Source organism: Roseburia sp. 1XD42-34 (assembly GCF_009917385.1).
GTDB lineage: Bacteria > Bacillota > Bacilli > Bacillales > Amphibacillaceae > Virgibacillus.
Map to the genome: position 1 here is coordinate 1 of NZ_QWLJ01000050.1, position 23,869 is coordinate 23,869.

The 23,869-nt window shown below is 37.0% G+C and carries 23 protein-coding genes and 1 pseudogene; 14 read left to right on the plus strand and 10 right to left on the minus strand.

The genetic code is table 11. The features are described from left to right. Positions 1 to 278: 278 nt before the first annotated feature. Complete coding sequence (locus D1839_RS18305; protein WP_120381217.1) at positions 279 to 422, minus strand: FbpB family small basic protein; 144 nt, start codon at positions 420 to 422, stop codon at positions 279 to 281. 116 nt (positions 423 to 538) lie between these two features. Between D1839_RS18305 and D1839_RS18310 the strand changes: the two genes are divergently transcribed. Continuing rightward, positions 539 to 1,702 carry an aminotransferase A gene (locus D1839_RS18310; RefSeq protein ID WP_120381218.1) on the plus strand — a complete coding sequence of 388 codons (1,164 nt, stop codon included), beginning with the start codon at positions 539 to 541 and terminating at the stop codon, positions 1,700 to 1,702. Here D1839_RS18310 and D1839_RS21460 read toward each other — a convergent pair. After that, a complete protein-coding gene (locus tag D1839_RS21460; RefSeq protein ID WP_120381219.1) occupies positions 1,699 to 1,872 on the minus strand; it encodes an aspartyl-phosphate phosphatase Spo0E family protein in 174 nt (57 codons plus the stop codon). The two genes, D1839_RS18310 and D1839_RS21460, sit on opposite strands and share 4 nt — an antisense overlap. Before the next feature lie 927 nt (positions 1,873 to 2,799). Here D1839_RS21460 and lepB point away from each other — a divergent pair. From lepB to D1839_RS20965, 4 genes and pseudogenes are all read left to right on the plus strand, one after another. After that, positions 2,800 to 3,324: a signal peptidase I gene (lepB, locus tag D1839_RS18320; RefSeq protein WP_286164854.1), complete on the plus strand. Its 525-nt coding sequence runs from the start codon at positions 2,800 to 2,802 to the stop codon at positions 3,322 to 3,324. Between the two features lie 574 nt (positions 3,325 to 3,898). After that, positions 3,899 to 5,059 carry a zinc ribbon domain-containing protein gene (locus D1839_RS18325; RefSeq protein ID WP_120381221.1) on the plus strand — a complete coding sequence of 387 codons (1,161 nt, stop codon included), beginning with the start codon at positions 3,899 to 3,901 and terminating at the stop codon, positions 5,057 to 5,059. Positions 5,060 to 5,086: 27 nt separating this feature from the next. Further along, positions 5,087 to 6,235 carry a S1C family serine protease gene (locus tag D1839_RS18330; protein WP_199690406.1) on the plus strand — a complete coding sequence of 383 codons (1,149 nt, stop codon included), beginning with the start codon at positions 5,087 to 5,089 and terminating at the stop codon, positions 6,233 to 6,235. 613 nt (positions 6,236 to 6,848) lie between these two features. Beyond that, positions 6,849 to 6,932 (plus strand): annotated as a pseudogene (locus tag D1839_RS20965) (YjcZ family sporulation protein); the annotation flags it as partial. A gap of 154 nt (positions 6,933 to 7,086) precedes the next feature. On the opposite strand, the gene D1839_RS18340 reads toward D1839_RS20965, so the two are convergent. From D1839_RS18340 to D1839_RS18350, 3 genes are all read right to left on the minus strand, one after another. Continuing rightward, positions 7,087 to 9,030: a sensor domain-containing protein gene (locus D1839_RS18340; protein WP_120381223.1), complete on the minus strand. Its 1,944-nt coding sequence runs from the start codon at positions 9,028 to 9,030 to the stop codon at positions 7,087 to 7,089. 20 nt (positions 9,031 to 9,050) lie between these two features. Further along, on the minus strand, positions 9,051 to 10,415 hold the full coding sequence (locus D1839_RS18345; RefSeq protein ID WP_120381224.1) for a TrkH family potassium uptake protein: 1,365 nt from the start codon (positions 10,413 to 10,415) through the stop codon (positions 9,051 to 9,053). Between the two features lie 594 nt (positions 10,416 to 11,009). Then, positions 11,010 to 11,420: a YwpF family protein gene (locus tag D1839_RS18350; RefSeq protein ID WP_120381225.1), complete on the minus strand. Its 411-nt coding sequence runs from the start codon at positions 11,418 to 11,420 to the stop codon at positions 11,010 to 11,012. Between the two features lie 243 nt (positions 11,421 to 11,663). On the opposite strand from D1839_RS18350, the gene nfsA reads away from it, so the two are divergent. Beyond that, entirely contained in the window at positions 11,664 to 12,413 is a 750-nt protein-coding gene (gene nfsA, locus D1839_RS18355) for an oxygen-insensitive NADPH nitroreductase (RefSeq protein ID WP_120381226.1), read from the plus strand. Positions 12,414 to 12,453: 40 nt separating this feature from the next. Here nfsA and D1839_RS18360 read toward each other — a convergent pair whose 3' ends face one another. Continuing rightward, complete coding sequence (locus tag D1839_RS18360) at positions 12,454 to 12,906, minus strand: hypothetical protein (RefSeq protein ID WP_120381227.1); 453 nt, start codon at positions 12,904 to 12,906, stop codon at positions 12,454 to 12,456. 680 nt (positions 12,907 to 13,586) lie between these two features. Here D1839_RS18360 and D1839_RS18365 point away from each other — a divergent pair. The 8 genes from D1839_RS18365 to D1839_RS18400 all read left to right on the plus strand — a co-directional run bounded on the left by D1839_RS18365 (position 13,587) and on the right by D1839_RS18400 (position 18,912). Further along, entirely contained in the window at positions 13,587 to 13,793 is a 207-nt protein-coding gene (locus D1839_RS18365; protein ID WP_050352574.1) for a DUF1657 domain-containing protein, read from the plus strand. Positions 13,794 to 13,897: 104 nt separating this feature from the next. Then, positions 13,898 to 14,365: a hypothetical protein gene (locus D1839_RS18370; protein WP_120381228.1), complete on the plus strand. Its 468-nt coding sequence runs from the start codon at positions 13,898 to 13,900 to the stop codon at positions 14,363 to 14,365. 18 nt (positions 14,366 to 14,383) lie between these two features. After that, positions 14,384 to 14,863 carry a stage V sporulation protein AC gene (spoVAC, locus tag D1839_RS18375; RefSeq protein WP_120381229.1) on the plus strand — a complete coding sequence of 160 codons (480 nt, stop codon included), beginning with the start codon at positions 14,384 to 14,386 and terminating at the stop codon, positions 14,861 to 14,863. Continuing rightward, on the plus strand, positions 14,863 to 15,864 hold the full coding sequence (gene spoVAD, locus D1839_RS18380; protein WP_120381230.1) for a stage V sporulation protein AD: 1,002 nt from the start codon (positions 14,863 to 14,865) through the stop codon (positions 15,862 to 15,864). The genes spoVAC and spoVAD overlap by 1 nt, the downstream gene beginning before the upstream one ends. Before the next feature lie 18 nt (positions 15,865 to 15,882). Beyond that, positions 15,883 to 16,233 carry a stage V sporulation protein AE gene (spoVAE, locus tag D1839_RS18385; RefSeq protein ID WP_120381231.1) on the plus strand — a complete coding sequence of 117 codons (351 nt, stop codon included), beginning with the start codon at positions 15,883 to 15,885 and terminating at the stop codon, positions 16,231 to 16,233. Between the two features lie 11 nt (positions 16,234 to 16,244). After that, entirely contained in the window at positions 16,245 to 16,445 is a 201-nt protein-coding gene (locus D1839_RS18390) for a hypothetical protein (protein ID WP_120381232.1), read from the plus strand. A gap of 21 nt (positions 16,446 to 16,466) precedes the next feature. Beyond that, positions 16,467 to 17,321, plus strand: a complete 855-nt coding sequence (locus D1839_RS18395) for a DUF421 domain-containing protein (protein WP_120381233.1) — start codon at positions 16,467 to 16,469, stop codon at positions 17,319 to 17,321. Positions 17,322 to 17,679: 358 nt separating this feature from the next. Then, the gene (locus D1839_RS18400) at positions 17,680 to 18,912 is read left to right on the plus strand and encodes a dicarboxylate/amino acid:cation symporter (RefSeq protein ID WP_120381234.1); all 1,233 of its coding nucleotides are present in this window, start codon (positions 17,680 to 17,682) and stop codon (positions 18,910 to 18,912) included. A gap of 243 nt (positions 18,913 to 19,155) precedes the next feature. Here D1839_RS18400 and D1839_RS18405 read toward each other — a convergent pair whose 3' ends face one another. The 4 genes from D1839_RS18405 to D1839_RS18420 form a co-directional block, all read right to left on the minus strand. Continuing rightward, the gene (locus D1839_RS18405) at positions 19,156 to 20,139 is read right to left on the minus strand and encodes a zinc-binding dehydrogenase (RefSeq protein WP_120381235.1); all 984 of its coding nucleotides are present in this window, start codon (positions 20,137 to 20,139) and stop codon (positions 19,156 to 19,158) included. 318 nt (positions 20,140 to 20,457) lie between these two features. Next, on the minus strand, positions 20,458 to 21,381 hold the full coding sequence (locus D1839_RS18410; protein WP_120381236.1) for an ArsA family ATPase: 924 nt from the start codon (positions 21,379 to 21,381) through the stop codon (positions 20,458 to 20,460). Between the two features lie 17 nt (positions 21,382 to 21,398). Then, positions 21,399 to 21,656: a cory-CC-star protein gene (locus D1839_RS18415; protein ID WP_120381237.1), complete on the minus strand. Its 258-nt coding sequence runs from the start codon at positions 21,654 to 21,656 to the stop codon at positions 21,399 to 21,401. Positions 21,657 to 21,774: 118 nt separating this feature from the next. Then, complete coding sequence (locus tag D1839_RS18420; RefSeq protein ID WP_120381238.1) at positions 21,775 to 23,505, minus strand: carbon starvation CstA family protein; 1,731 nt, start codon at positions 23,503 to 23,505, stop codon at positions 21,775 to 21,777. Positions 23,506 to 23,869: the final 364 nt, after the last annotated feature.

A 23,869-nucleotide genomic window follows, 5' to 3' on the forward strand; every position in this document is an offset into this window, starting at 1 on the left:
ATTGTCCATGATAACTCCTTATAATTTGGGATTTGGACAGGACTACCATTCCCTTATTATAAGGTTTTTTTATGGATGTTTGTAGTGAAAACTCCCATTATTCGTAATTTTGGAACAAGATATTTTCGCTTGACTTTGAAATAAAAAGTTTATGCAACGCTAGTGTAATTTCTTATATTAAAAAGACTCTGCTTCTGTTTCAAAAAAGAAAACAGAAGCAACAGTCTGAAAATTAAAACTATAACATATTTAGTTGGTCGCGTTTTCTATCTATAACCTTATCTTTCTTGCTTTTTTTGTACAAGCTCCATTTGTTTCTTTTCTAACTTCTTTTCAATTCGTGTTATACTATGCTCATCTTCAAGCAATTCTTGTTTGTTTTTTTTAACTAATTGCTCAAAATTTAACGTTTTTGGTCTCATATGATACACTCCTTTTATCTTATACTATAAGTATACCTTATATTTTTCGAGACTAAATCACATATTTTTAAATATTTTTTAACAATTATATCAATTTTACTGTTGGAGGTTATGTTATGCAGCACTTATTGAATAAACATGTACAAGCAATAGAAATATCAGGCATTCGTAAATTCTTTAATATGGTTGCAGATGAAGAGGACGTTATATCATTAACTATTGGTCAACCAGATTTTCATACACCTGAACATATTAAGCAAGCGGCTATTCGGGCGCTGATGTCCAATCAAACAACCTATACGCATAATGCCGGTATTCTACCATTGCGTAAAGCTATTTCACAATTTTATGAAACAAACTATGAAGTGTCATACTCTCCTGAAAAGGAGATTATAGTAACAACAGGTGCTTCTCAAGCGATTGATGTTGCTTTTCGAACCATTTTAAGCCCTGGCGATGAGGTGCTGCTTCCAGCACCAATATATCCTGGTTATGAACCTTTAATTCGTTTGGCTGGTGCCAAACCTATTCATATGGATACAACCAAGACAAATTTGAAATTAACGAAAGAAACATTGGAGAAACATATTACACCAAAAACAAAATGTGTCGTTCTCCCTTACCCTTCCAACCCCACTGGAATGTCCTTTTCCAAAGAAGAGTTGGCTTCGTTCACAAATGTATTACAGGAGAAGCAGTTATTTGTGTTAGCTGATGAAATTTATAGCCAGCTTATTTATGATCAAACACATACTTCCATCGCTAGCTTCCCTAGTATGAAAGAGAGGACAATTGTAATTAATGGAGTATCCAAGTCACATTCCATGACAGGATTTCGAATTGGTTACACACTTGCTCCAGATTGGCTTTCTAGAGAAATGCTAAAAGTACATCAATACAATGTATCTTGTGCATCTTCCATCAGCCAATATGCTGCATTAGAAGCTCTAACCGCTGGGGTAGATGATACCAAAAAAATGCAAGTAGCTTATCATGAGCGAAGGAATTTTGTGTACGATCGATTGCAAAAAATTGGTTTACATTGTCCGAAACCAAATGGGGCGTTTTATATGTTCCCATATTTTCCACTTCAAGAAATGACTTCTTTTACGTTTGGACTGGATCTGGTTCAGAAAGCGCGGCTTGCTTTAGTACCTGGAGATAGTTTCTCAAAATTAGGAGAAGGATACATGCGATTGTCTTATGCCTATGATAAGCGTACACTAGACTTGGGATTGGATCGTTTAGAAGAATATATGCAGCAAAATCCATTAAATTAATATTTAGTTTTCTCTAAACGCTTTTGGGTTTCATATAAATTTAAGAGTTGATCTAATTCCTGGCTTAGTTCGATGACTTCTAAATTAGTAAATCCCTTTTCCAAGGCGACTTCAGTCATTCTTTGTCGTAAATATTCAATGCGTTTTAATAGATCATCGGTCGTTTTCATTATAGCTAAAGAGTTACCTCCTTGGTCTAAACTTTTAGGTGGCAAAATAACGGTGCCTTATCCTTAAAAAAGTTTGTTTAAGTAAAAACAAATAGTACAAATAGCCTACGGAAAACCCATAAAGGAGCGGGAATTATCTTTATTTCATATATGAGATATGGATTAACCAAATCCAGAAACTACTTATATATGGAATGGTGCAGCTATTACAGCTTTCATTAAATGTAGCATAGCTTGACAGAAAATGACAAGCTTTTTCGCTGTATAGTTAAACATGCAAGAATAGACCAGAATGGAATGGAGAAGTTAAACAATACGTTAACAAAATTGAAACTTCAATTGTAGGGAGGGCCTTCATTCTCCATTGCTCGCTAGTACCCAACGAGCATACCCTTATGGTTTGAGGACAGAATCATACATCTAACTTGTAGTTAAATCCCCGGCTTTTCCTTCTGGAGTTAACTGATTCGGATAAGAGAGCAGATCTTACTACCGGTTCGTACGGGATACACGATTGATTTAATTAATAAACTCATTATTCTTTTTAAAAATTTGACTTAACAGCGCTGAATAAAAAAGTTAGTACGAAAATAAAGCACAATAGCTAACATTTGTTAGGAATGAACTTGAATAAAGTGGCTCTTCCATCTGCTGGGATTTTCATTCATCCCCCGCAGAGGGTTAGTACCGAAATGGTATAACCAAAACGGCTCCGTACGACACAGGTGCTGTTAACTACCCCTTAGCCTTACCCAACTCTTAAAGCGGGGAGCCTTACAGCACCTTATCTACGGAATAAACCAACAGTAAATGTATGTAGTCTAGGTCCTTTATGTTAACTACATTCTCTTAGGCTTTTACACTCGCTTAGTTATCAGCACTATGCTACTATAATAGTGAAATGTTTTTTGAGAAAGGATGTCTTCGGTGACAAAATCAAACAAGAAAAATGAATGGTTAGAATGGGCAAAAGCAATCATTATTGCTGTTTTAATTGCTTTCTTTTTAAAAACATTTATTTTTGCAACTTCCATTGTAGATGGAGAAAGCATGGATCCCACTCTTCAGAACGGCGAAAGAGTTATTTTCAATAAAATTATATATATTCTTGATGAGCCAGAGCGCGGAGACATTGTTATCATTGAAAAACCTCATAAAAATTATGTAAAACGAGTTATTGGGCTACCAGGTGAAACAATTGAAATAAACGATGGCAATTTATATATAAATGGAAATAGATATGATCAAACATTTCTAAGTGAAAATGCACAGCGCCAATCTGGTAATTATGGTCCAGAAAAGGTACCTGAAGGAAGTTATTTTGTAATGGGAGATAACCGAGCCATTAGTAAAGATAGCCGAAATGGATTAGGCTATATTGAGGAAGACGAAATTATTGGACGATCAGAATTTGTTATCTTTCCATTTGATCAATGGACATTAACGAGATAGGGCCAGACATGGTTGTCTGGCCTTATCCTATTTCTAATGATGGTCGGTTTAAATGAATGTTTGAATTTCTTCACTGGCTCGTACCTGAAGCTGTTATAACATGCACAACAGCCAAGTGAAATGCCCCTTCTCCAGTCCTACTGTTCAACTGCTAACATATGAGGATCTGCTTTTTCAACGTTAAGCCATTGAGTGAACGCAACCTTCATTCTTTTTTGACCACACTCTTATGCCTATTTCTCACTATCAAATACACAATAACCAATATTCAATAATAAAATCGCAAAACAAATAACCGCAAACGTAATTTCCATCTAGCAGTTACACCCCCTTGAAGAATAATTGAGTAGACTTTTTACTAAGTAAATAAGTATTAAAAGCCTACCTCCCCCTACTACAACAATATATCGTAGCTTTTCCAATGATACAACTCCAGTATATCATATCAATTTTTATTCACGTAGGGAAGTTAAAATATGATAAAATAAAATAACCCAATCTGGTTTCACTTAAATCGAACTCAACCACTATTTAGATAAAATTCGCAATCATACTTTCGTAAGCAGGTGATGCTATGCTTTATTGCCCTTATTGCGGCGTACAGACCAAAGAGGAAGAAACCTACTGTATAAAATGCGGTAAGCACCTTCCAGAAGATAGATATAATCGCCTTCGTAACAAACCGAAATTTTTTACACGATGGCGGCTTCCGTTGCTTTCTAGCGCTTTCTTATTATTTTTATGTGTTGTTTTTTATGTAACATTAGAAATTCGTACAGCAAAAGCGAAGGAATACTATATAGAAGGTGAGCAAAAAGTGCTGACTCAGGATTATTATGCAGCACAAACATTGTTTCAAAATGCACTTAAATGGAAGGATAATTTTCAGCATGCAGAAGCTTCACTAGCGTTTATGGATAAAGCCATTTCCATTGAAGCAACATTAAAGGAATCGAAACAATTGCTTAAAGAGAAAAAATATGCGCAAGCCTTAGAGAGTTTGAACCAATCGGAAAAGGATTTACAAGATTTTAATGGCGAAGCTGTTAACCAGATGGTTGAACGTATTACAAAAGAACGAAACACCATTAAATTAGAGAAACTCAAGCACGCCTTACAACAAAAACCTGACATCGATCAATTGAAAATTTTACTTTGGGATGCTACTTCCATCGAAACTGCGGAAGCAGAACAGCTATCGGCAAATATACGCGAGCAAATCGTAAATTTTGTGTTTACCAAAGCTAGCAAGCATTTAACAAATAATCAATTTAACGACGCAAACGTGATTGTCAAAGATGGTTTAAAATACGCTCCAAATTCAGAAAAATTGTTAAGCTTGCAAACCACCATCGATAAAGAAAAAGTAACTTTTGAAACTGCACAACAAAATCGAATTGAACAAGCAATGACTACAGCAAATAAAGAACAGCAGTTAAATGAGTCTGAAGCTATTAAATTGAAAAAAATGGAGATTACAAGCGATGATCAGGGAAATCTTGTTGTAAAAGGACAAGTTCAAAGTGTTGCAACCATTCCCATTAACTCGATCATGGTGGAATATATAATTAAAACGAACAAAGGAGAAGAGATTTTAACGAATGAAGTATATGTCTTCCCTGATGAACTGTACCCAGACGAAACAGGGAATTTTGAATTTACCCATTATGATATGAACGATAAAAACGAAGCGTTAAAAGTTGAAGTGAAAACCATAACTTGGTATCCAGAATAATGCTTTCTATAATGGAGGTGACATCACGTGATAAAAAGTAAACATATCCCCATGATCTTATCAGGCATTATCCTTATCCTGGGCTTTATTATAATGGGTTATATGTATCAGCAATGGAAGCAGGAAGATATGTCCATCAGTAACCCTGTTATACACCAAATTACAACAAGCAACCAAGAGCTTGATTTAAAATCCATCATTCATGAAGCAGAAAAAAATGTGATCCAAATCGAAGGGCAAAATGAAGACAACACTATGACAGGTTCGGGATTTTTATATAATAAGCAAGGAGATATTATAACCAATGCACATGTCATAAAAGACGCAGATGTTATCTATGTAAGAACAGCAGATGCACAAATTTACCCAGCTGCCGTAGTCGGTGTTGGTGAAGATACGGATATCGCTGTTATCCGTGTTCCCCAGCTTGCTGGGCCATTTATGCATGTAGAGAAAGAAAAATATCCTGAAGTCGGAGATGAAGTCATTGCATTAGGTAGTCCTCATGGATTTCAAAATACGGTTACTTTAGGAATTATCTCTGGACAAGAACGTAACTTTTCAGTAGACGGTTTTAATTACAGCAATGCCTATCAAATCTCTGCGCAAATTGCAGAAGGAAATAGCGGCGGACCTCTAATTGACCGTACAACCGGAAATGTCGTTGGAATCAACTCTGTAGGTACGAAAGATGGAACAATTGGTTTTAGTATTCCGATAAAAGATGTAATTGAACAAATTGAAGCATGGACTAACGAAGCACAAACGGAAGAATTAGACTTCGCTAGCACTTCAGACCTTATAAGTACAAAGGATCCGGAAAAATTAACCGCAGATGCGGAATATTTAATCATTTACTTCCTTGATAGCATCGAATTGCGTGATTATGTAAATGCATACGCGCTATTAGCCAGCGAAATGCTTTCTAAAACCTCGTATAAAGATTTCCGGGATAAATATATTGATTTTACAAAAGTGACTTTTAGTAAGCCTCAAAGTACCATTACAGAGGAAAATCATGTTCATTCTAAACTAAACGTAACCATTGAAAAGCGCTCAGAAGATGAAGAAAAACCATCGAAGGAAACGTATATTTACACGTTTATCACAAAATATGAAAATGATCAGCTGAAAATTTCTAGCATTTCAACTGAAAAACAAAAGAAACAGGACTAACGGAAGAATAAAGGCGCAAAAACCCGATTAGCAACGTAGCGAATGGAACGAATCTAAAGTTTTAGGAATCATGCTCCTGCAACAGGAGTATGCTGACGCCTGAGCGGCAAGCCCATTTTTAGTCGGCCTTTCTCTTAACCACGAGCCGATGAGGTCTTATCGTAGGGCATATTTCTAATCGTTGCTGAACGCTTGCGCCGGACGTGGCTTATTCGCTTATGTGTAATACACACTCCTAATTTTATACTCCCTCTATATACTAACGTTTTCTCTTGTTTTCTTCGTGTTTCTTATCTTTTACTCATCAACGATATGTAAGACCGTTTAAACATAACTTTTCATGTAGAAAGGTGCACTTAATAAGCCATCCTTCTCTTTTTGAAAAAAATAGGAATCTTCATTACTGGCATTAAGTATGTAACACCAGTAGAGGAAGCACCGTATGAATGCAATACTTTTGGATCGTATGCTAATTCATTAAAAATGGGATAAACGTCCAAACTTTTCTTGCCTGATTGCATATGGTATAACTGTAAGATTATTAGGAGGTGAAATCATGGGATTCGGATACGGCGGAGGCTGTGGTTACCCGGGCTACGGTGGTTATGGTTATGGTTACGGATATGGTAGCAACTTCGCACTAATTGTAGTGCTTTTTATTCTATTAATCATTGTAGGTGCTGCATTTTACTGTTAATGATATTAAAGAGAGTACAGCTTGTGCCAAATCCATGGCACAAGCTGCTTCTTTACAATTGTTCTAATATACTACCTTTTAGACTTTGTATATCTAGCTTTGTTTACAATTTCAATACCTAAAAATTTTTCGTTCCCCGTTTTGGCTATTCAAGTTAACGCTTCACTAACAATTGCTGAGCCTGGTTTGCTGGCAAGGCTTTACTAAAATAGTAACCTTGGAGTTGATCACATTGTTCCGCTTTTAAAAAAGCAAACTGCTCTTCTGTCTCTACACCTTCTGCTACCACTTTCAATTTCAATAAATGACATAAATGAATAATTGATTTCACGATCATTTGGTTTTCTTCACTTTGCTCCATAAACATTTTGTCAATTTTCAATTTAGTAATTGGAAATAAACTAAGCAATTTTAAAGAAGAGTAACCTGTACCAAAATCATCAATGGATACAGGGATCCCTAACTTTCTTAACTCCCACAACGTGTGCAGGACAGTCTGCTCGTTAGTCATCGCCATTGTCTCTGTAATTTCTAACTCTAAATAAGCTGGTGATAGTTCCGTCTTTTGTATAATTTGTTTTACTTTTTGTAAGAAATCCTTTTGATGAAATTGGATAGCTGATAAATTTACACTTATTGTTATTGGCTGATAACCTTGATCTTGCCATAATTTATTTTGACGGCAAGCTTCATACATTACCCACTCACCAATTTCTATAATTAAGCCTGTTTTTTCTGCAATCCCAATAAACTCGCCTGGGGCAATATACCCTTTCTCTGGATGTTTCCACCGCAACAATGCTTCCATTCCGATAATTTGATTTGTGTTGAAATCGACCTGTGGCTGGTAATGAAGCTCTAGTTGCTTCTGTTTTATCGCTTGCCGAAGTTCACTTTCTAATGTAATCGTGGATTGAAACTTTTCTGAAATCGCGGCTTCAAATAATTTATAACTGTTCCGATGATTATTTTTACTTTCATACATTGCAGAATTCGCATGTTTGATTAAGTCCTCGGCGGTTGTACCATGATTAGGAAACAGACTAACTCCAATAGTTACCGTCGTATAAATGTCATATCCGTTTATAATGACGGGTTCCTCAAAAGTTTGAATTTGGTGCTCTGCAAATTCCATTACCTCTTTTTTGCTACTCAGACCAAATTGCATAATTATAAACTTATCCCCGACCATTCGTGCTACAAACGTATCTACATCTAAAAATTTTTTTAACCGACGAGCACTATGACGAATTAACTCGTCACCAACGGCATAACCAAGTATATCATTTACCTCTTTAAAGTAATCCAAATCCACTATGTATACTGCTAAAATGTCTTTCTTACGATTTAGCTTTTCAATTGTTTCTGATAAAATGTGCACAAAATAATGACGATTGGGCAAATCTGTCAATTCGTCATAGTAGGCGAGGTACTCAATTCTCTTTTTGTTTATCACTTGTTCCGTTACATCTTTTAATAAACAAACTCCTGTCTCTGTACTTAGATCAAAGTATAATATGTCAACAAAGAAGCGCTCCCCTTCTTTGGTTACAGCTGAATGCGCATGCATTACTTGCTTTCTATTCTCCTGTTCCCTCCAAAAATTGTCTGGAAGTTTACTTGTAAATAATTCACTTAGTGGTTTAAAAATTAGCTGCTGTTTGGAATAATGGAACATGGTAGCTCCATTAGTATCACAGTCCATAATGTTTCCACTTCTTTTATCGTAAAGTAACGTTCCTGAAAACTGTGCGGTTGCGAAATTATCGAGTTGTTGTCTTACTGCTTGCATTTGATTGGAAACAAGTTGGAGTCTTACATAGTAGTATTGATTTTGACTATCTGCTGGTAACACCGTTACTTCAATCATTTTATAACGATCATGCTTTAGCCATGTAAGCTGCTTGGATTCCTCCAATGATGTAAGTTCTAGTAATCGATTTATCGGCTTACCAACAGCAGATGAAATTTCAAAGATTTCATCTGCTACCTTACTTCCTGCTACAATTTCCCCACGTTGGTTCGTAATTAAGATTGCTTCGTTCAGATGATCAAGCACATGTTGCGTAATTGGGAAAACTACCTTTTGTTCATGCATGCCATTCTCCCCTAACTGATTTACCCTATAATTAATTTTTCTTTTGGATAATGATAATTACCAGTTTGTTTGTTTGATCTGAAAATAAATAAAAAGGTGATGATACCTACTCTTCCAATAAACATTAAAAACATCAAAATTAACTTACTAAAAGCAGTCAATTGATCTGTTATTCCTAAGGAAAGCCCAACAGTTCCAAACGCTGATGTCACCTCAAACAAAATTTCTGTCAGTGAAAATGGTTCGACAATTGACATTAATATAATTGATGTAAAAACGAGTATTAAAGCCATTAACGTGACCGTAACAGCTTTTAATAAGTCTTCATCGTACACTTCGCGGTTAAATAACCGAATGCTCCTGCCTCCTCTGGCATAGGTTGCAATAAAAATAACAACCAATATAAATGTCGTCGTACGAATCCCACCACCAGCACTACTTGGTGAAGCCCCGATAAACATTAATAGCGACATAAATAAGTGATTTGGTTCCGAAAGCAAACTGACATCCATCGTTGACAATCCACCGCTTCTAGTCGTAACTGATTGAAATAGAGAGTAGAACAGAATTTCATGCCAAGATTTATCAGCAAAAAAGTGGACAATATCAAGTAAGAACATACCAATGGTCCCAATAATAATCAAAGCTAAAAATGTGCTCGTCGTCACTTTCGTAAACAAGCTAAACCGGATGAATTTACGTTTATGGGAGTCGGCAAATAAATACTCCTTCACTTCAATTAACACTGGAAAGCCAATTGCGCCAAAGATGATTAACAACATATTAATAAATTGGACAAAATAATCATCTTTAAACGGAACTAATGAATTTCCAGTAATATCAAATCCGCCATTGGATATGGCACTAATTGTTCCAAACATCCCATGTAAATATGCTTCTTTAGCCGAATCAAAGTATTGTAAAAAGTACGTACCTAAAACAAGAAATCCGATCAATTCAATCGTTAGCAACACATACACAATTTGCTTAATAAGACGTACCATTCCACCAAACGTGGATTGATTTTGATCTGCCATAATCAAGCGTCTTTCTTTTAAACCAATCTTCTTCCCGAGTAATAACCAAATAAACGTACTAATCGCCATTACGCCTACAGCCCCAAGTTGCAATATGGAAGCAAGTAGGATAATCCCGGTTGTACTTAATGTATCTGCTAACGATATTGAACTTAACCCAGTCACACTTAAAGCACTGACAGCAGTAAATAACACATCTATAAATGGGAGATCCACACCATCCTGGTATGCGATTGGCAAGGACAAAATCCCTGTCGAAAATAAGACAGCAAAAAAATAAAACAATAATAAAATCTGGACAGGTGATAAGCGTTTTGCCCAGCGAACAATTGGCTTTTGATGATGCATAACCATTTACTCCTTATTAACTAACAAATTTAGTAGCCCCTATATATACTAAAAATAAACAATGAAGGTTGAATAAATCGTACACCAATAGCAGGTTGCTTAACAATAAGCAAAAATTATTCGTGTAACAACATGCGATGGCTTTTGATACAGCTTTAAATGACAAAAGTACTATAAAAATAAATCGTGAAACGTGTAAACGTCTATTAATAATGAAAAAACAACCACGACTAAGCAAACTTTTGTACATCCTTATTCATGAACAAGCTTATCCATATTATAACAATGTGAAGTTGAAAATGCTTGTAATTGAACAATAAAAAATGAATAGCCTCATTACATGTTAAGCTGCCATCTGTCCTAAAGTGAATACCTAGCGATAAGTGATGATATCAAACCAGTTGCCCAATATGAGATTATGTTTAAAGAGATCTTTAGATCATCACCTAGTGGTATGAACAATCCATGCGTATGGAGAAAAACGCATGGATTAAAATTCCCTTCATTTCATGTTCCAAACACAGGTTTTTGGAAATTACCTTCCATAGGGACTTATTAATGGTTGTACATGGAAAGTAAAAAACGAATAAAATTTTACGTTAACTCCTTAAATTTCTCCAGTAATTCCTTTCCTTGGAAACCTTCATCAATAAGAGACGTTAATAAGGATTCAATATTTTCTTTTCTTTTATCGACAATATTTCCTATAAATAAAATATTAATGTTAGCTCCTATTTCATTAATTCCAATCATCGAGGTGATAAACGTAGCCATAGCATTGCTTTCTTTTGAAATTTTCACTTGAATCAAGATTTCTGATTTTGTCGCTTGCAGTTCTTCAAAATAGGGCTGTAAAGACTTTTCCGTATATGCTTCCACCGTCCATTGATTTTTTTCATCTTCACGGTCAATAATCAAGCCATCTAATAAAGGAATATGATTGGGAATAATTTCCCCGTTTTTCTCCTCCATAATATTTAATAGCTTTAATTTAAATGTTTTCATCCACTTATCCTCCTTTGAATTAAATATATATCACTCTACGTATCTATGCCGGAAGGTATTGTCGTAGAAACAACCCAATTTTTGCTATGTTAAACAAGACCTATTCTTTTTCACGTCTACCGTTAGTGTATCAAAAACGGAAGTATATGGATATCACTTTCTTTTTGTAAAGGCTAGTTCAGTTGACAATGGAAAACTCAACCACTTATGATAAAGGAGATTATAGGGTAAAGGAGAATCGACATGTCCCATTCAGCAATCCAAACCATCATGCAACATCGTTCCATTCGAAAATTTAAAGATAAAAAACTTACAAACGATCAAATTCAAACAATTGTCGAAGCTGCACAAATGGCCTCCACTTCTAGTTATGTAATGGCATATACGATAATCGGAGTTACCGATGAACGTATTAAAGAGCAGCTTGCTACTATTTCGGGTCAACCTTATGTACAAAAAAATGGCCATTTATTTGTATTTTGCGGTGACTTATTCCGCGCAACCCAATTAGGGACACCAGATGAAATAGAAGCGATGCAAGCGAGCTTAGCTTCGCCAGAACAATTCATCGTTATGACTGTAGATGCTGCACTTGCATCTCAAAACGCTGCCACTGCTGCAGAGGATTTAGGTTTGGGTATTTGTTACTTAGGAAGCTTACGAAATGATATCCGTCAAGTTAGCGAAATATTGCAGCTTCCAGAACGGGTCGTTCCATTGTTTGGTATGGCAGTTGGTTATCCTGATCATAAGCCAGAACAAAAGCCACGCTTACCTTTTGAAGTCATTTATCATGAAAACCACTACCAGCCATTTGAACGACAGCTTCCTTTTATCAAGAAATTCGATGAGAAATTACAAGCATACTATGAAGAACGAAAACAAAATAGTCGTAGTGATAACTGGTCAAAACAAATCATACGTAAATTTTCCACTCCTATTCGCATGGATGTAGGTCCATTTTTACATGACAAAAACGTAAATAAGCAATAATCATAATAGCCAGCACTCCTTTTCTTTTAGGAGATGCTGGCTATTGTACTTGTAATTCTTCTGTATGCTGAATAACTATTTCTTCATCGTTCACCTTAAATTGTGCCTTAAAATGCAATTCACATGGCGAATTTTTTGTAATACGGAAAACTTTGCTGCTTTCTGTAGGATGATAAATATTTCCGTTGTTAAGTTGCTTTAAAACCTTTTTTTCTGTAAATTCATGTTCTTCATCCCCTAATGCGACAGAAACTAATGGAGTCTGATGCTCCAACTCTACTGATTCCTCCCCAATATATTGTAATGAGCTAAATACTTTGATTCCTTTATCTTCATCCGCATTTGCAATATGTATATGTAAAATAAAATCACCAACTTCTTTTGACTTGGTAGTCTCTTTAATACTTACACTACGATAACCGACGCCACCATATAAAATGACAAAAAACAGCGCCCCAGCAACAACGAAAACGAAGAATATTTTTTTGTTCACAAGCATCCTCCTGTTATTCCAGTTACTATATATGACGAAATACTCCCTCATAAAGTTTCATTTTTTTAATTATTTTCAAACAAAGAAATTACTTCCTTGTTATGTTTATTACTTCCAAATGACACTTTTCCATTTAAGAGGTCGTTCGATAAGTGCCTTCCTATTGAGAGGGTCGAATTCTTCGTTAGCTTGTTTCTCCGTTCTTGGAAAAGGTTTTCCCCCTTTTCCTGTGTGAGAATGTATTTCAAGGATGCCTAATTAATACTTGAGCTCATGTGTCTGTAGAGCATAGGGAAGCCTAAAACCGCCCACGTCCTGTAACGGGCGTAGAAATAAGTAACAAGCACAAGTAGCCGCTTGAAACTTTGCCACCTCGAACTCAGGCGCTGATGTCCCGTTGCAACAGAACAAGGAAAGCTACGACAGAAATACATCGCACAGAAATTTCTTTTTCCATGATGCCTGAGACCATAGCCGCCCTCGGTCCTCCTTACCCTTTGTAAACACGCACTTTCATTTATCCTTTGATATTTTTGTACTATGCTATAAGGGAATTTTTTGTATAATTTTGTCATATTTCCTCATCACCTTGGATATATAAGGAAAAATTTTGTTGCATATTTAAAACTGAAACTCCACATTCTAACTAATGATGATTGGTAATGAGAAGGAGGATCTATATGACTGTATCAAGTCAAGTGAAGCAAACAATCGCTGGCCTTAAGAGTGCTCAAGCGAGCTTTGAACAATTTGCATTACAAACAGAAAATAAACAAGCAAAACAGCTCTATGAAAATGCAGCACAACAAACGATGTCTATTCTACAGAGCGTTGAACCGCGGATACAGCAACTCGAACAAGAAGAGCCTCAATATAAAGGTTTTTAAATGACAAAAGAGGCTGAAACCATCATAAACAGCCTCTTTATATGTGCTTGTCTAAATCATAACTAATCTAACTTAAATTATTTGATTAAAAAGTAGGTGGAATGATGCATGTTTATAAATGGCTAGTAATTGGTATTTTTTCTTTTGTACTTGTCGGTTGCGGTGCCAATAACACGCTCAATCCTGCAGATAAACAGGAAAAAGAACAGATCAATTTATCAAAAGTTTCAACAAAGCAACCTATTAACCAAGCACCTGCTAATAGAGCAAAGGATATGCTAAGCGAACATTCCGAAATAACTGCTATTTATGCTGTCAATACAGATAAGCAATTATTAGCAACGATGGAAATACAGCATATGCAACGTTTTAAGCTGCAAAAAATGAAGAAACAACTTACCAAAAAACTTCAGAAAGCTTTTCCAGATTTAATGGTGGAATTATCAGCAGACAAAAAAATTGTTATGGAAATGGAAAAGCTAGAGAAAAATTTAGAAGAGAAACAATATAGTAAAAAAGAATTGAAAAAAGAAGTAAAACGGATTATTGATTTTTCTAAAGAACAAACATAGGGAAAGAGGGAGCATAAGATGGCAGATAAGAAAAAGAAAAATTCACCTCCTGACGTTCAGGAGTATCAAGCATTTCAACAACAAAGGGAAGTAAAAAGACCTGTATTTAAAAATTGCCTAAAAGCTTTTTTTGTTGGTGGTTTTATTTGCTTTATTGGTCAGCTTATCTCTACTTTTTATATGTATTTTTTTCATTTTACCGAGCAAACAGCCGGGAACCCAACTGTAGCTACATTAATATTTCTAACCATGCTTTTAACTGGATTTGGTGTATATGATCGAATAGGTCAATTCGCTGGGGCTGGATCTGCTGTTCCTGTAACTGGATTTGGCAATGCTGTCATTTCATCAGCAATTGAGCATCGGACTGAAGGATTCATCCTAGGTGTCGGTATGAACATGTTAAAGCTAGCTGGTCCTGTAATCGTCTACGGTGTTTTTGCAGCGTTTGTTGTCGCATTAATTAAAACGATATTAATCCAATGGGGTGGATTATAATGCTTCAAGGACATCAAACGTGGGTATTTGCAAATCGACCTGTTATCGTATCGACCGGAACAGTTGGTGGGCCATTCGAAGCAAATGGTAATATTCCTGAGGATTTTGACCTATTGCATGAAGATATGTGGATTGGGCAGGCATCCTTTGAAAAAGCACAACAAACATTAATGGAAGAAGCTTGTCAAATCACCCTTAAAAAAAGCTTCATTGAAAAAGAACAAGTGGAATTCTTTATCAGCGGTGATTTAATTAATCAGATTACGCCAACAAACTTTACTGCCAAAACAATGGGAATCCCTTTTTTTGGTTTATTTAATGCTTGTGCAACTTCTATGGAAAGCTTAGCATTAGCAGCTATGATTATTAACAATAAAGGAGCAAATTATATTTTAAGTGGAACGGCAAGCCATAACGCTTCTGCTGAACGACAATTTCGTTATCCTACCGAATACGGGGGGCAGAAACCTCCTACTGCTCAATGGACCGTAACGGGTGCAGGTTGTGCGCTCATTGCTCAACAAGGTCAAGGACCTGTTATTACATCGGCAACTATCGGAAAGGTCATTGAGATGGGAATAACTGATCCTTTCAATATGGGGGGAGCGATGGCACCAGCAGCAGTCGATACAATTGAGAAGCATTTCAAAGACCGAAACCTATCCCCTGATTATTATGACTTGATTATTACAGGTGATTTAGGTCATATTGGTCGAGAAGTTTCTTATGATTTGCTTACGGAACGAGGGTTAGCCATTAAAGAGGAGCAGTATGTAGATTGTGGTTTAGCCATATACCGTGAAGGACAACCTGTATTAGCCGGTGGTAGTGGAACCGCGTGTTCAGCAGTAGTTACTTATGGACACTTCCTCAATCGAATGAAAGCTGGGGAATTAAAACGAATACTAGTTGTAGCAACTGGTGCACTTCATTCACCAATGAGTATACAACAAAATGATCCGATTCCGTGCATCGCACATGCAGTATCCATTGAAAATTGAAACGGGAAGTGATAGTTTATGATCTTTTTTTGGGCTTTTGTAATTGGAGGTCTGGTTTGTGTCATTGGCCAATTATTATTCGATATCTTTAAATTAAATCCCGGACAAACTTTATCTATATTAGTTGTCTCCGGCGCCATTTTAGATGGGTTTGGCCTTTACGAGCCATTAATCGATTTTGCTGGCGCTGGTGCAACTGTACCTATTACCAGTTTCGGTAACTCCTTAGTTCATGGTGCTATGGCAGAAGCAGAAACACATGGCTTGGTCGGAGTGGTGACTGGAATGTTTGAAGTAACCAGTGCGGGAATCTCAGCTGCCATTATTTTCGGAGTTATCGGCGCACTTATTTTCAAGCCAAAAGGATAAGGAGGTTGAATATGACAATCGGTGCACAAGTGAAAGGATGCTATTCCGCAATTAAAAGTGTGGAAGCCTCCTTGCAAATTTTAACCGCTAAAACAAATGAACAGGAACAACAGACTAAGTTAAAGGAAGTGGAACGAATTATTACCGAAGTCAAAAAAGATTTGCGGCAACAAGTTATTCATTTATCCAAAGAAGAACCCCAATATAAATAATGCTCAGAGAGGATACTGCGTATGCCAGAATGGATTGAAGTCATCATCCGGTCATTTTCTTTATTAATTATCCTTTTTTTCATGACAAAATGGTTAGGAAAAAAGCAAATATCACAATTAAATATATTTGAATATATCACAGGGATTGTTTTGGGTGGAATTGTTGCCATACATACGATAGATCCTGATAGCAATTTCATTTACGCTTTACTATCGATGTTTATTTGGTTTATTATCCCCTTTGCTGTTGAATATATATCGCTAAAAAGCAAACGATTTCGCGATCTTACAGATGGTAAAAGCACCGTGTTTATTCAAGATGGTAAAATAATGGAAGACAACCTTAAACAAGAAGGATATTCGGCGGATGATTTACTCGGTAAATTAAGGGATAACGGCGTATTTTTAGCATCTGACGTTGAATTTGCTGTTCTTGAGCCATCCGGAAACTTAAATGTACTTCCAAAGAAGGAGAACCGACCTTTAACAGCCAAAGACTTAGGGCTAAAATTAGCCTCAGAAAAGGAACCCCAGACGATTGTAATGGATGGAGAAGTTTTATTAGAATCACTTGCGAATCTATCCTTAAATAAAAATTGGTTGGAAACAGAACTAGATAAGCAAAATGTCAGTATTGAAAACGTTTTTCTTGCTCAAGCAGATAATAACGGGCAATTATATCTTGATTTATACGATGACAAAATAAGTGTACCACAGCCGACTGAAAAAGCACTATTGTTGGCAAATATGAAGAAATGTCAGGCTGACTTGGAATTATTCGCTTTAGCTACAGAAAACAAGCAAAGTAAAGCTTTATATGAGCGTAACAGTGAAAAACTAAAACATGCTATTCAGCTTATCCAGCCTTATTTATAAAGTGCATCTTTCTTCAGGGGAGGTTTTCCATTCATCCCCACTAATCGTTAGGAGTCCAAGGGTATAAGCTAAAGGCCTCCTACGAAATAGGGTATTTAAGAGCTGTTATCTTCTGCTTAGACTTGTTATAGTACAACTCACCCAACTCCCAAAGCAGGAAGCAACACCTTATATGCGAGATATATGAACAAGGTAACGAAGGAAATCACCACAAAATATAGGTGACAGGTGTTTCAACTATCCCTATACAAAGGAGACGAAAAAGTAAATAAACCGGGTTCAACCTTTTGTTCTATCAGCTTTTCGTGTAAAATAGAGTAGCTATCTTATTTTATACACGAAAAGGAATGAAACTAATATGAAAGATAAAATAAAAGCGTATCGCTTTCCGATTATATTACTTATTTCAATTATAATTGGTTCCATAATCGGGCTTTCTTTTGGTAAAGATGCCACGGTTATTAAGCCACTAGGTGATTTATTTATCAATTTACTATTTATGATTGTTATCCCTCTCGTTTTCTTTACTATTTCTTCTGCTATAGCAAGTATGGACAGTATGAAACGCCTCGGTAGAATTATGGGCTCCATGATAACTGTATTTGTTGTTACTGGTATTATCGCTGCCGTTTTCATGTTAATCGCTACTATTATTTTCGAGCCAGGTTCTGGGGTGGATATACCGCTTGTAGAGCCTGAAGAAGTGCAAGAAGAAATGAGTCTCTCTGAACAACTAGTCCAAACGTTTACCGTGTCTGATTTTGTGGATCTATTTTCACGCAATAATATGCTCGCACTTATTGTCTTCTCTATATTAGTTGGCGTGGCAACTGGACTAACTGGCGAAAAAGGAAAACCATTTACTTCGTTTTTAACAAGTGGCGCTGAAGTATTTATGAAAATTATTCAGCTTGTTATGTACTATGCCCCTATCGGTTTGGGGGCTTACTTTGCCTCATTGGTAGGAGAATTTGGTGCTGATTTGATTGGTGACTATGCTAAAGCGGTTATCATTTATTATCCTGTATCTATATTATACTTTGTCATCGGATTTACATTATATGCATTTATTGCTGGTGGAAAAATCGGAGTTTCCCGTTTTTGGAAAAACATTCTTGCCCCAGCTGCAACATCGCTTGGGACTGGAAGTAGTGTTGCTTCATTACCAGCGAATTTACAAGCAGCAAAGCGAATTGGTGTGCCGAAAGATATTCGCGAAACCATCATGCCTCTAGGAGCAACCATTCATATGGACGGATCTTGTCTGTCAGCAATGCTAAAAATTGCTTTTGTGTTCGGTGTATTTAACCAGGACTTTTCTGGAATTGACACCTTTTTGACGGCAATTGGTATCTGTTTATTGTCCGGTATTGTAATGAGTGGTATTCCGGGAGGGGGATTTATGGGAGAAATGATGATTATTACACTATATGGTTTACCATTGCAAGCTTTGCCAATTATTTCTGCCATCGGAGTAGTGGTTGATCCGCCAGCTACAATGGTCAACGTTACAGGTGATACAGTTTCCAGTATGCTTGTGACCAGACATTTAGAAGGAAAAGATTGGATTGAAAAAACAGATATTGCTTAGGCTTAGGCATAACTCATCTACTCACTCTAAAAGCGAATGATGCAATCATATAGCTTTGGAAATATACCTTGACTAAAGCGGGAAAAGGCTCTGTGAGACTTATAGTGCGTTAGCACGAGAAGGCTCACAGAAGGCCCCTAAGATGAGCGAAGTATATGTCCAAAGTGGGGGTATTTGCATCACGGTTATTTCTAAATAGTTCCGGATTTACTTTGATACAAACCCTTTTGTTCCAGCCTCCTTTTATTTAGATACATCAATGGAAATTTTTCCAAATTGGTTATTTTCTTGTAAGTAATAAAACGCCTGTTGGATATCATCTAATTTAAATGTGGTATCGACCACTGGATGCATTTGATATTGTTCTACATGTGCGAGCATTGCTTTCAATTCTTGTCTACTCCCCATGGTTGACCCTAATAATTGATATTGTCCATAGAAAAAGGCGCGTAAATCTAATTGAACAGTATCTTCTGTAGTCGCCCCGAACACAACGATTTTCCCGCCTTTTTTCAACACATCCAATGAGCGTTGAAAAGTAGCTCTTCCAACACTATCAATGACCAAATCAATCTGTTCATCAGCTAGTTTTTGGTTCCAATCGTCTTCATGAAGTATGCCTCTATCCGCACCAAACGATTGAGCTTTGTTTAGTTTCTCCTTACTTCGGGAACTGACAATCACTCGTGCACCAATATTTTTAGCAAATTGAATTAAATACGTTGCCACACCACTACCTGCTCCAGGAATAAATACAGTATCACCCGCCTTTACTTGTCCCTTTGTAAACAATGCACGAAAAGCAGTTAAACCAGACAATGCAAGTACACTTGCTTCTTCCCACGTTAAGTGAGCAGGCTTTTTCTCAATTTGCTGAAAATCGATGGTAATCTTCTCTGCAAAAGTACCGTGATCCGGCATGCCCAATATTTCAAAACCTTTTGGAGGCGCATCTGCATTTTCGTACCATCTTAAAGCGGGGTTAATAATGACCTCATCACCAATAGCAACATTTTTAACTTCTTGTCCAACTTGTTCAATAACCCCTGCACCATCTGATCCTAAAATCAGTGGCTCATATATTCCTTTTCTACGCTCAGGAATATATAGATCGCGACGATTGAGTCCAGCCATTTTCAAACGAACGACCACTTCATTCGCTTTAGGCTGTAGCTCATCCATTTGAGTCACCTCTAATTTCCCATTTCCATGTACAAAAGCTTTCATTGCATATTCCCCCTTCTTTTCCTAGCTTCTAAAAGCTATAGAAAATTACAATCAGCTGATGGCTATTTACTATCCAAATCCAATAAAGCTAATCAATAGACCCCACTTTCATTTCACAGATAGTTAATAAACGAGGCGATAACCTAAAGACTTCTCTGCGCAAATCAGGATTTTGACTTGTAGTTCGATTCTCTTCTTATTCTCTTAGCTATACGGTTACTGGGCTTAAAGGCTGGGTCTACTGTCAATTATATGCGGATAAATGAGACAAGCTACAATCAACATATTAAAGTATACCCTTTTTTTAAATACTACCCTTTAGAAAAATGCGCTAAACGCTTCCAGCTGTCTCTTATCCATAATATCATGATTGAACAAAGGAACATACCACTTTTGTTGTGTTTTGAACTTTTCTTTAATTTGTTGTACATAGGCTTGTTCCATTTGTTTTCGCTTTAAAAAGAAATCCCCTTCCACCTGTTGGGGTAGTAATTTATTTATAATTAATGTTTTCACATAAAGCTGATGCTTGGCAAGTAATCGGATTGCCTTGTCGGTTTCTGTAATGGATAGACTTTCTGGGTTCACTACAAAAATAAAACCGGTTATGTCTTTATTTAATAATAATTCTCTTGCTTTTCTAAAACGTTCTTTTCTTTCGTTGAGCACATCATAAATGGGATCTTCAATCGGTTCTCCGTCATTTAGCAATTGGGTATAGTTTTTATTCGTTTTTTTTCTCCGTTGCAACAGTCCGTCTATCCACACCCCCATTAATTCTGGTAAAGTTAATAATCGAATCGTATGACCAGTCGGTGCTGTATCAACAATACATTGATCATAATGGAGATGTTCTTCAATAATAATAGAGATGAGCTTATTAAATAACGCCGCTTCATCTGCTCCAGGTGAGGCTTTGGCGGTATCCAATTGGCGGTTCACCTCATCTGTCATAGAAGGTTGTACGATACCTTTTATATTTTCCTTTACAGTGTTGATGTAAACGGTTGTTTCCTGTTCTGGATCGATTTCAATCACATCTAAATGCGTACTCACTTTTTTTATCCGCCCTCCGATTTTCTGTTCGAAAATATCTCCTAAATTATGAGCAGGGTCTGTCGAAACAAGCAATATTTTCCGTCCTTCTCTAGCTCGTCTCCACGCAAGTGCTGCTGCAGATGTTGACTTCCCTACTCCTCCTTTTCCGCCGATAAATACAATCTTTTTGTGGATATCTTCCATCTTCGAACACTCCTTTTTTAGCAACAACGAATGCCAGATAACGGTGACTTTTCCATCCCCATCCGCAGATGCCAATCGTGAAATTTTTCCAGCATGTAAGGATATAATTCGAGTGTATAATAATAGACAGGATTCGGAATTCCGATCATTTCTGAATAAAGCAGTAGCAGAAAAATGTCATCCTCATGTCTCAGCTCACGTGCAATCTCTTGGCGGTGTGGCAAGCTGATCACTTCTTCGTAATAACGGATGAGCCTTTTAATTTGCTCCAACATAGCGTTTTTCCTCCTTTCGTTTAAAATTTACCACTGACTCGTATCTGCAAAGGATAGGGAAAAGGGATCAGCTGTTTTTGATCCCTTTTCCTTTCCTACCCCTTTGAACGATGAAAAATTAATCGTCGATACTTTGCTGTGTATTACCACTTAATACGGAGAACGCAGTAATAATAATCCAAATAGCAAAAACAAAAATGATTGCCCCGAGTACAAATAATAATGTATTCGGTTCTGTTCCAACCCACGACCATTCAAACATCACTTGCTGGAACATGGCATATAGTGTCATCACCATTACAAATATCATTGGAATTATCACAACAGCATAATTTCTTCCCAGCCGCTTTAACCAAACAGCAATTAACATTAGACTAATCGCTGCTAATAATTGGTTTGCTGTCCCAAATAATGGCCATAGTTGATAACCTCCGGATCCAAAACCTTTAGGTCCTTCAGGAAGTAAAACGAGTGCTGCACTTGATAAAACAGCAATTGATGTCGCAACATGGGTTTTCGTTAATGTTGGCAATTTGTACTCGCTGCCTAATTCGGCAATGATATAGCGCATTAGCCGGACAGAAGTATCCAAGGTAGTTGCAGCAAAGCTAATAACAATAATGGAAACGATTGTTACCGCGACATCAGCTGGAATTCCAATTCCTCCTGCTAGTACAGCAGCACCTTCTACAAAAGTTCCCAAACCGTCAGCATTTGCATTTGCAAAACTACTATAAACCGCTGAAAAATCAGCAGTACTGGTAAAAAATGTCGCTACAGCAATGATCGATACCAATGCTAAAATTCCTTCTCCAACTGCTCCAGCATAACCAACAAACCGGGCGTCTGTTTCCTTATCTAGTTGTTTGGAAGACGTGCCTGATGAAACAAGCCCATGAAAGCCTGATATAGCTCCACAAGCAATCGTAATAAATAATAATGGGAGCCATGGAGTTTCCGCATGAGGGTTCGTCACTGGCGCCGTCATGTCTGGATTGATAAAGATTAATCCCAAGTATAAAATTGCTAAACCAACGACAAGCTGGTGTGAATTAATAAAATCTCTTGGTTGTAACAATTTCCATACCGGAAGTGTGGAAGCAATATACACATAAACCATTAAGATAATAATCCAAATAAAGAATGCGGAGGAAACAGCGCCTAACCCAAATATCCCAGCACTCCCTTCTCCTCCCATCCATTGAACAAGGTCTATTTGCATCCATTCAATCTTGCTAGATAATATCGCTGCAAGATACATGACAGCCAATGCTATAACTGAAGGTACAAGCATCTTCATGTTTCGTTTATACACCGCATATCCAATCCAAATAGCTAAAGGAATTTGAATAAAGATTGGTAGTACACTTGCGGGATAAGAAATAAATAAGTTGGATATCACCCAAGCAAATACAGCATTAACCATAAGTACTAGAATTAGAATAATAAATAAAAACAGAATTTTCGCCCGTTGCCCTATGAGACGGTGAGCTAATGTACCAACAGATTGTCCTTTATTTCGTACGGATAACACCAGTGTTCCAAAATCATGTACCCCGGCAGCAAATACAGTGCCGAGAATAACCCATAAAAATGCTGGCAGCCAGCCCCAATATACGGCTATTGCAGGTCCCAATATAGGTGCCGCGCCGGCAACAGATGTAAAGTGATGCCCCCATAACACAAATTTATTCGTTGGTACAAAATCCACCCCATCATTATAGCGATGAGCAGGCGTGGGATAATGAGGGTCTAACCGAAAAATCTTCTCCGCTACAAATTTCGAATAATATCTATATCCCAACGCAAAAACAACCATACCAATCAAAGCTACTAATATACCAGACATACATTCTTCCCCCTTTTTTTTAAAAGATAAGAAAGCATAAAACGATGTGCTTATAGATAGCGAAAAAACCGACTAGTCCCGTCCGGCGCATGAGCCAGCAGCGATGCGACTTTAGAAATGAGACCTACGATAAGGCCACATCGATTCGTCGCAAAGAGGAAGGCCAACTAAACACGGGCTTGTCGATCAGGCGCTGGCATACCCTGTTTTTAGTGGCATGATTCTTTTATCTCAGTTGCTTCGTTCCAGTTGCTACGTTGCTAAACAGGCGCTCTGCGCCTTTGTTCAAAGATAAGAAAGCATTCCTGTAATAAAGCAAAATGAGGATTGAATAAAAAATGCCCCCTTGGTATGATACGAGGTG

Excerpts from the sequence above, each read along its gene's own strand:
- D1839_RS18305 (WP_120381217.1), bottom strand. The coding sequence starts at position 422 with ATGAGACCAAAAACGTTAAATTTTGAGCAATTAGTTAAAAAAAACAAA.
- D1839_RS18310 (WP_120381218.1), top strand. The coding sequence starts at position 539 with ATGCAGCACTTATTGAATAAACATGTACAAGCAATAGAAATATCAGGC.
- D1839_RS21460 (WP_120381219.1), bottom strand. The coding sequence starts at position 1,872 with ATGAAAACGACCGATGATCTATTAAAACGCATTGAATATTTACGACAA.
- D1839_RS18325 (WP_120381221.1), top strand. The coding sequence starts at position 3,899 with ATGCTTTATTGCCCTTATTGCGGCGTACAGACCAAAGAGGAAGAAACC.
- D1839_RS18340 (WP_120381223.1), bottom strand. The coding sequence starts at position 9,030 with ATGCATGAACAAAAGGTAGTTTTCCCAATTACGCAACATGTGCTTGAT.
- D1839_RS18345 (WP_120381224.1), bottom strand. The coding sequence starts at position 10,415 with ATGCATCATCAAAAGCCAATTGTTCGCTGGGCAAAACGCTTATCACCT.
- D1839_RS18350 (WP_120381225.1), bottom strand. The coding sequence starts at position 11,420 with ATGAAAACATTTAAATTAAAGCTATTAAATATTATGGAGGAGAAAAAC.
- nfsA (WP_120381226.1), top strand. The coding sequence starts at position 11,664 with ATGTCCCATTCAGCAATCCAAACCATCATGCAACATCGTTCCATTCGA.
- D1839_RS18365 (WP_050352574.1), top strand. The coding sequence starts at position 13,587 with ATGACTGTATCAAGTCAAGTGAAGCAAACAATCGCTGGCCTTAAGAGT.
- D1839_RS18370 (WP_120381228.1), top strand. The coding sequence starts at position 13,898 with ATGCATGTTTATAAATGGCTAGTAATTGGTATTTTTTCTTTTGTACTT.
- spoVAC (WP_120381229.1), top strand. The coding sequence starts at position 14,384 with ATGGCAGATAAGAAAAAGAAAAATTCACCTCCTGACGTTCAGGAGTAT.
- spoVAD (WP_120381230.1), top strand. The coding sequence starts at position 14,863 with ATGCTTCAAGGACATCAAACGTGGGTATTTGCAAATCGACCTGTTATC.
- spoVAE (WP_120381231.1), top strand. The coding sequence starts at position 15,883 with ATGATCTTTTTTTGGGCTTTTGTAATTGGAGGTCTGGTTTGTGTCATT.
- D1839_RS18390 (WP_120381232.1), top strand. The coding sequence starts at position 16,245 with ATGACAATCGGTGCACAAGTGAAAGGATGCTATTCCGCAATTAAAAGT.
- D1839_RS18395 (WP_120381233.1), top strand. The coding sequence starts at position 16,467 with ATGCCAGAATGGATTGAAGTCATCATCCGGTCATTTTCTTTATTAATT.
- D1839_RS18400 (WP_120381234.1), top strand. The coding sequence starts at position 17,680 with ATGAAAGATAAAATAAAAGCGTATCGCTTTCCGATTATATTACTTATT.
- D1839_RS18405 (WP_120381235.1), bottom strand. The coding sequence starts at position 20,139 with ATGAAAGCTTTTGTACATGGAAATGGGAAATTAGAGGTGACTCAAATG.
- D1839_RS18410 (WP_120381236.1), bottom strand. The coding sequence starts at position 21,381 with ATGGAAGATATCCACAAAAAGATTGTATTTATCGGCGGAAAAGGAGGA.
- D1839_RS18415 (WP_120381237.1), bottom strand. The coding sequence starts at position 21,656 with ATGTTGGAGCAAATTAAAAGGCTCATCCGTTATTACGAAGAAGTGATC.
- D1839_RS18420 (WP_120381238.1), bottom strand. The coding sequence starts at position 23,505 with ATGTCTGGTATATTAGTAGCTTTGATTGGTATGGTTGTTTTTGCGTTG.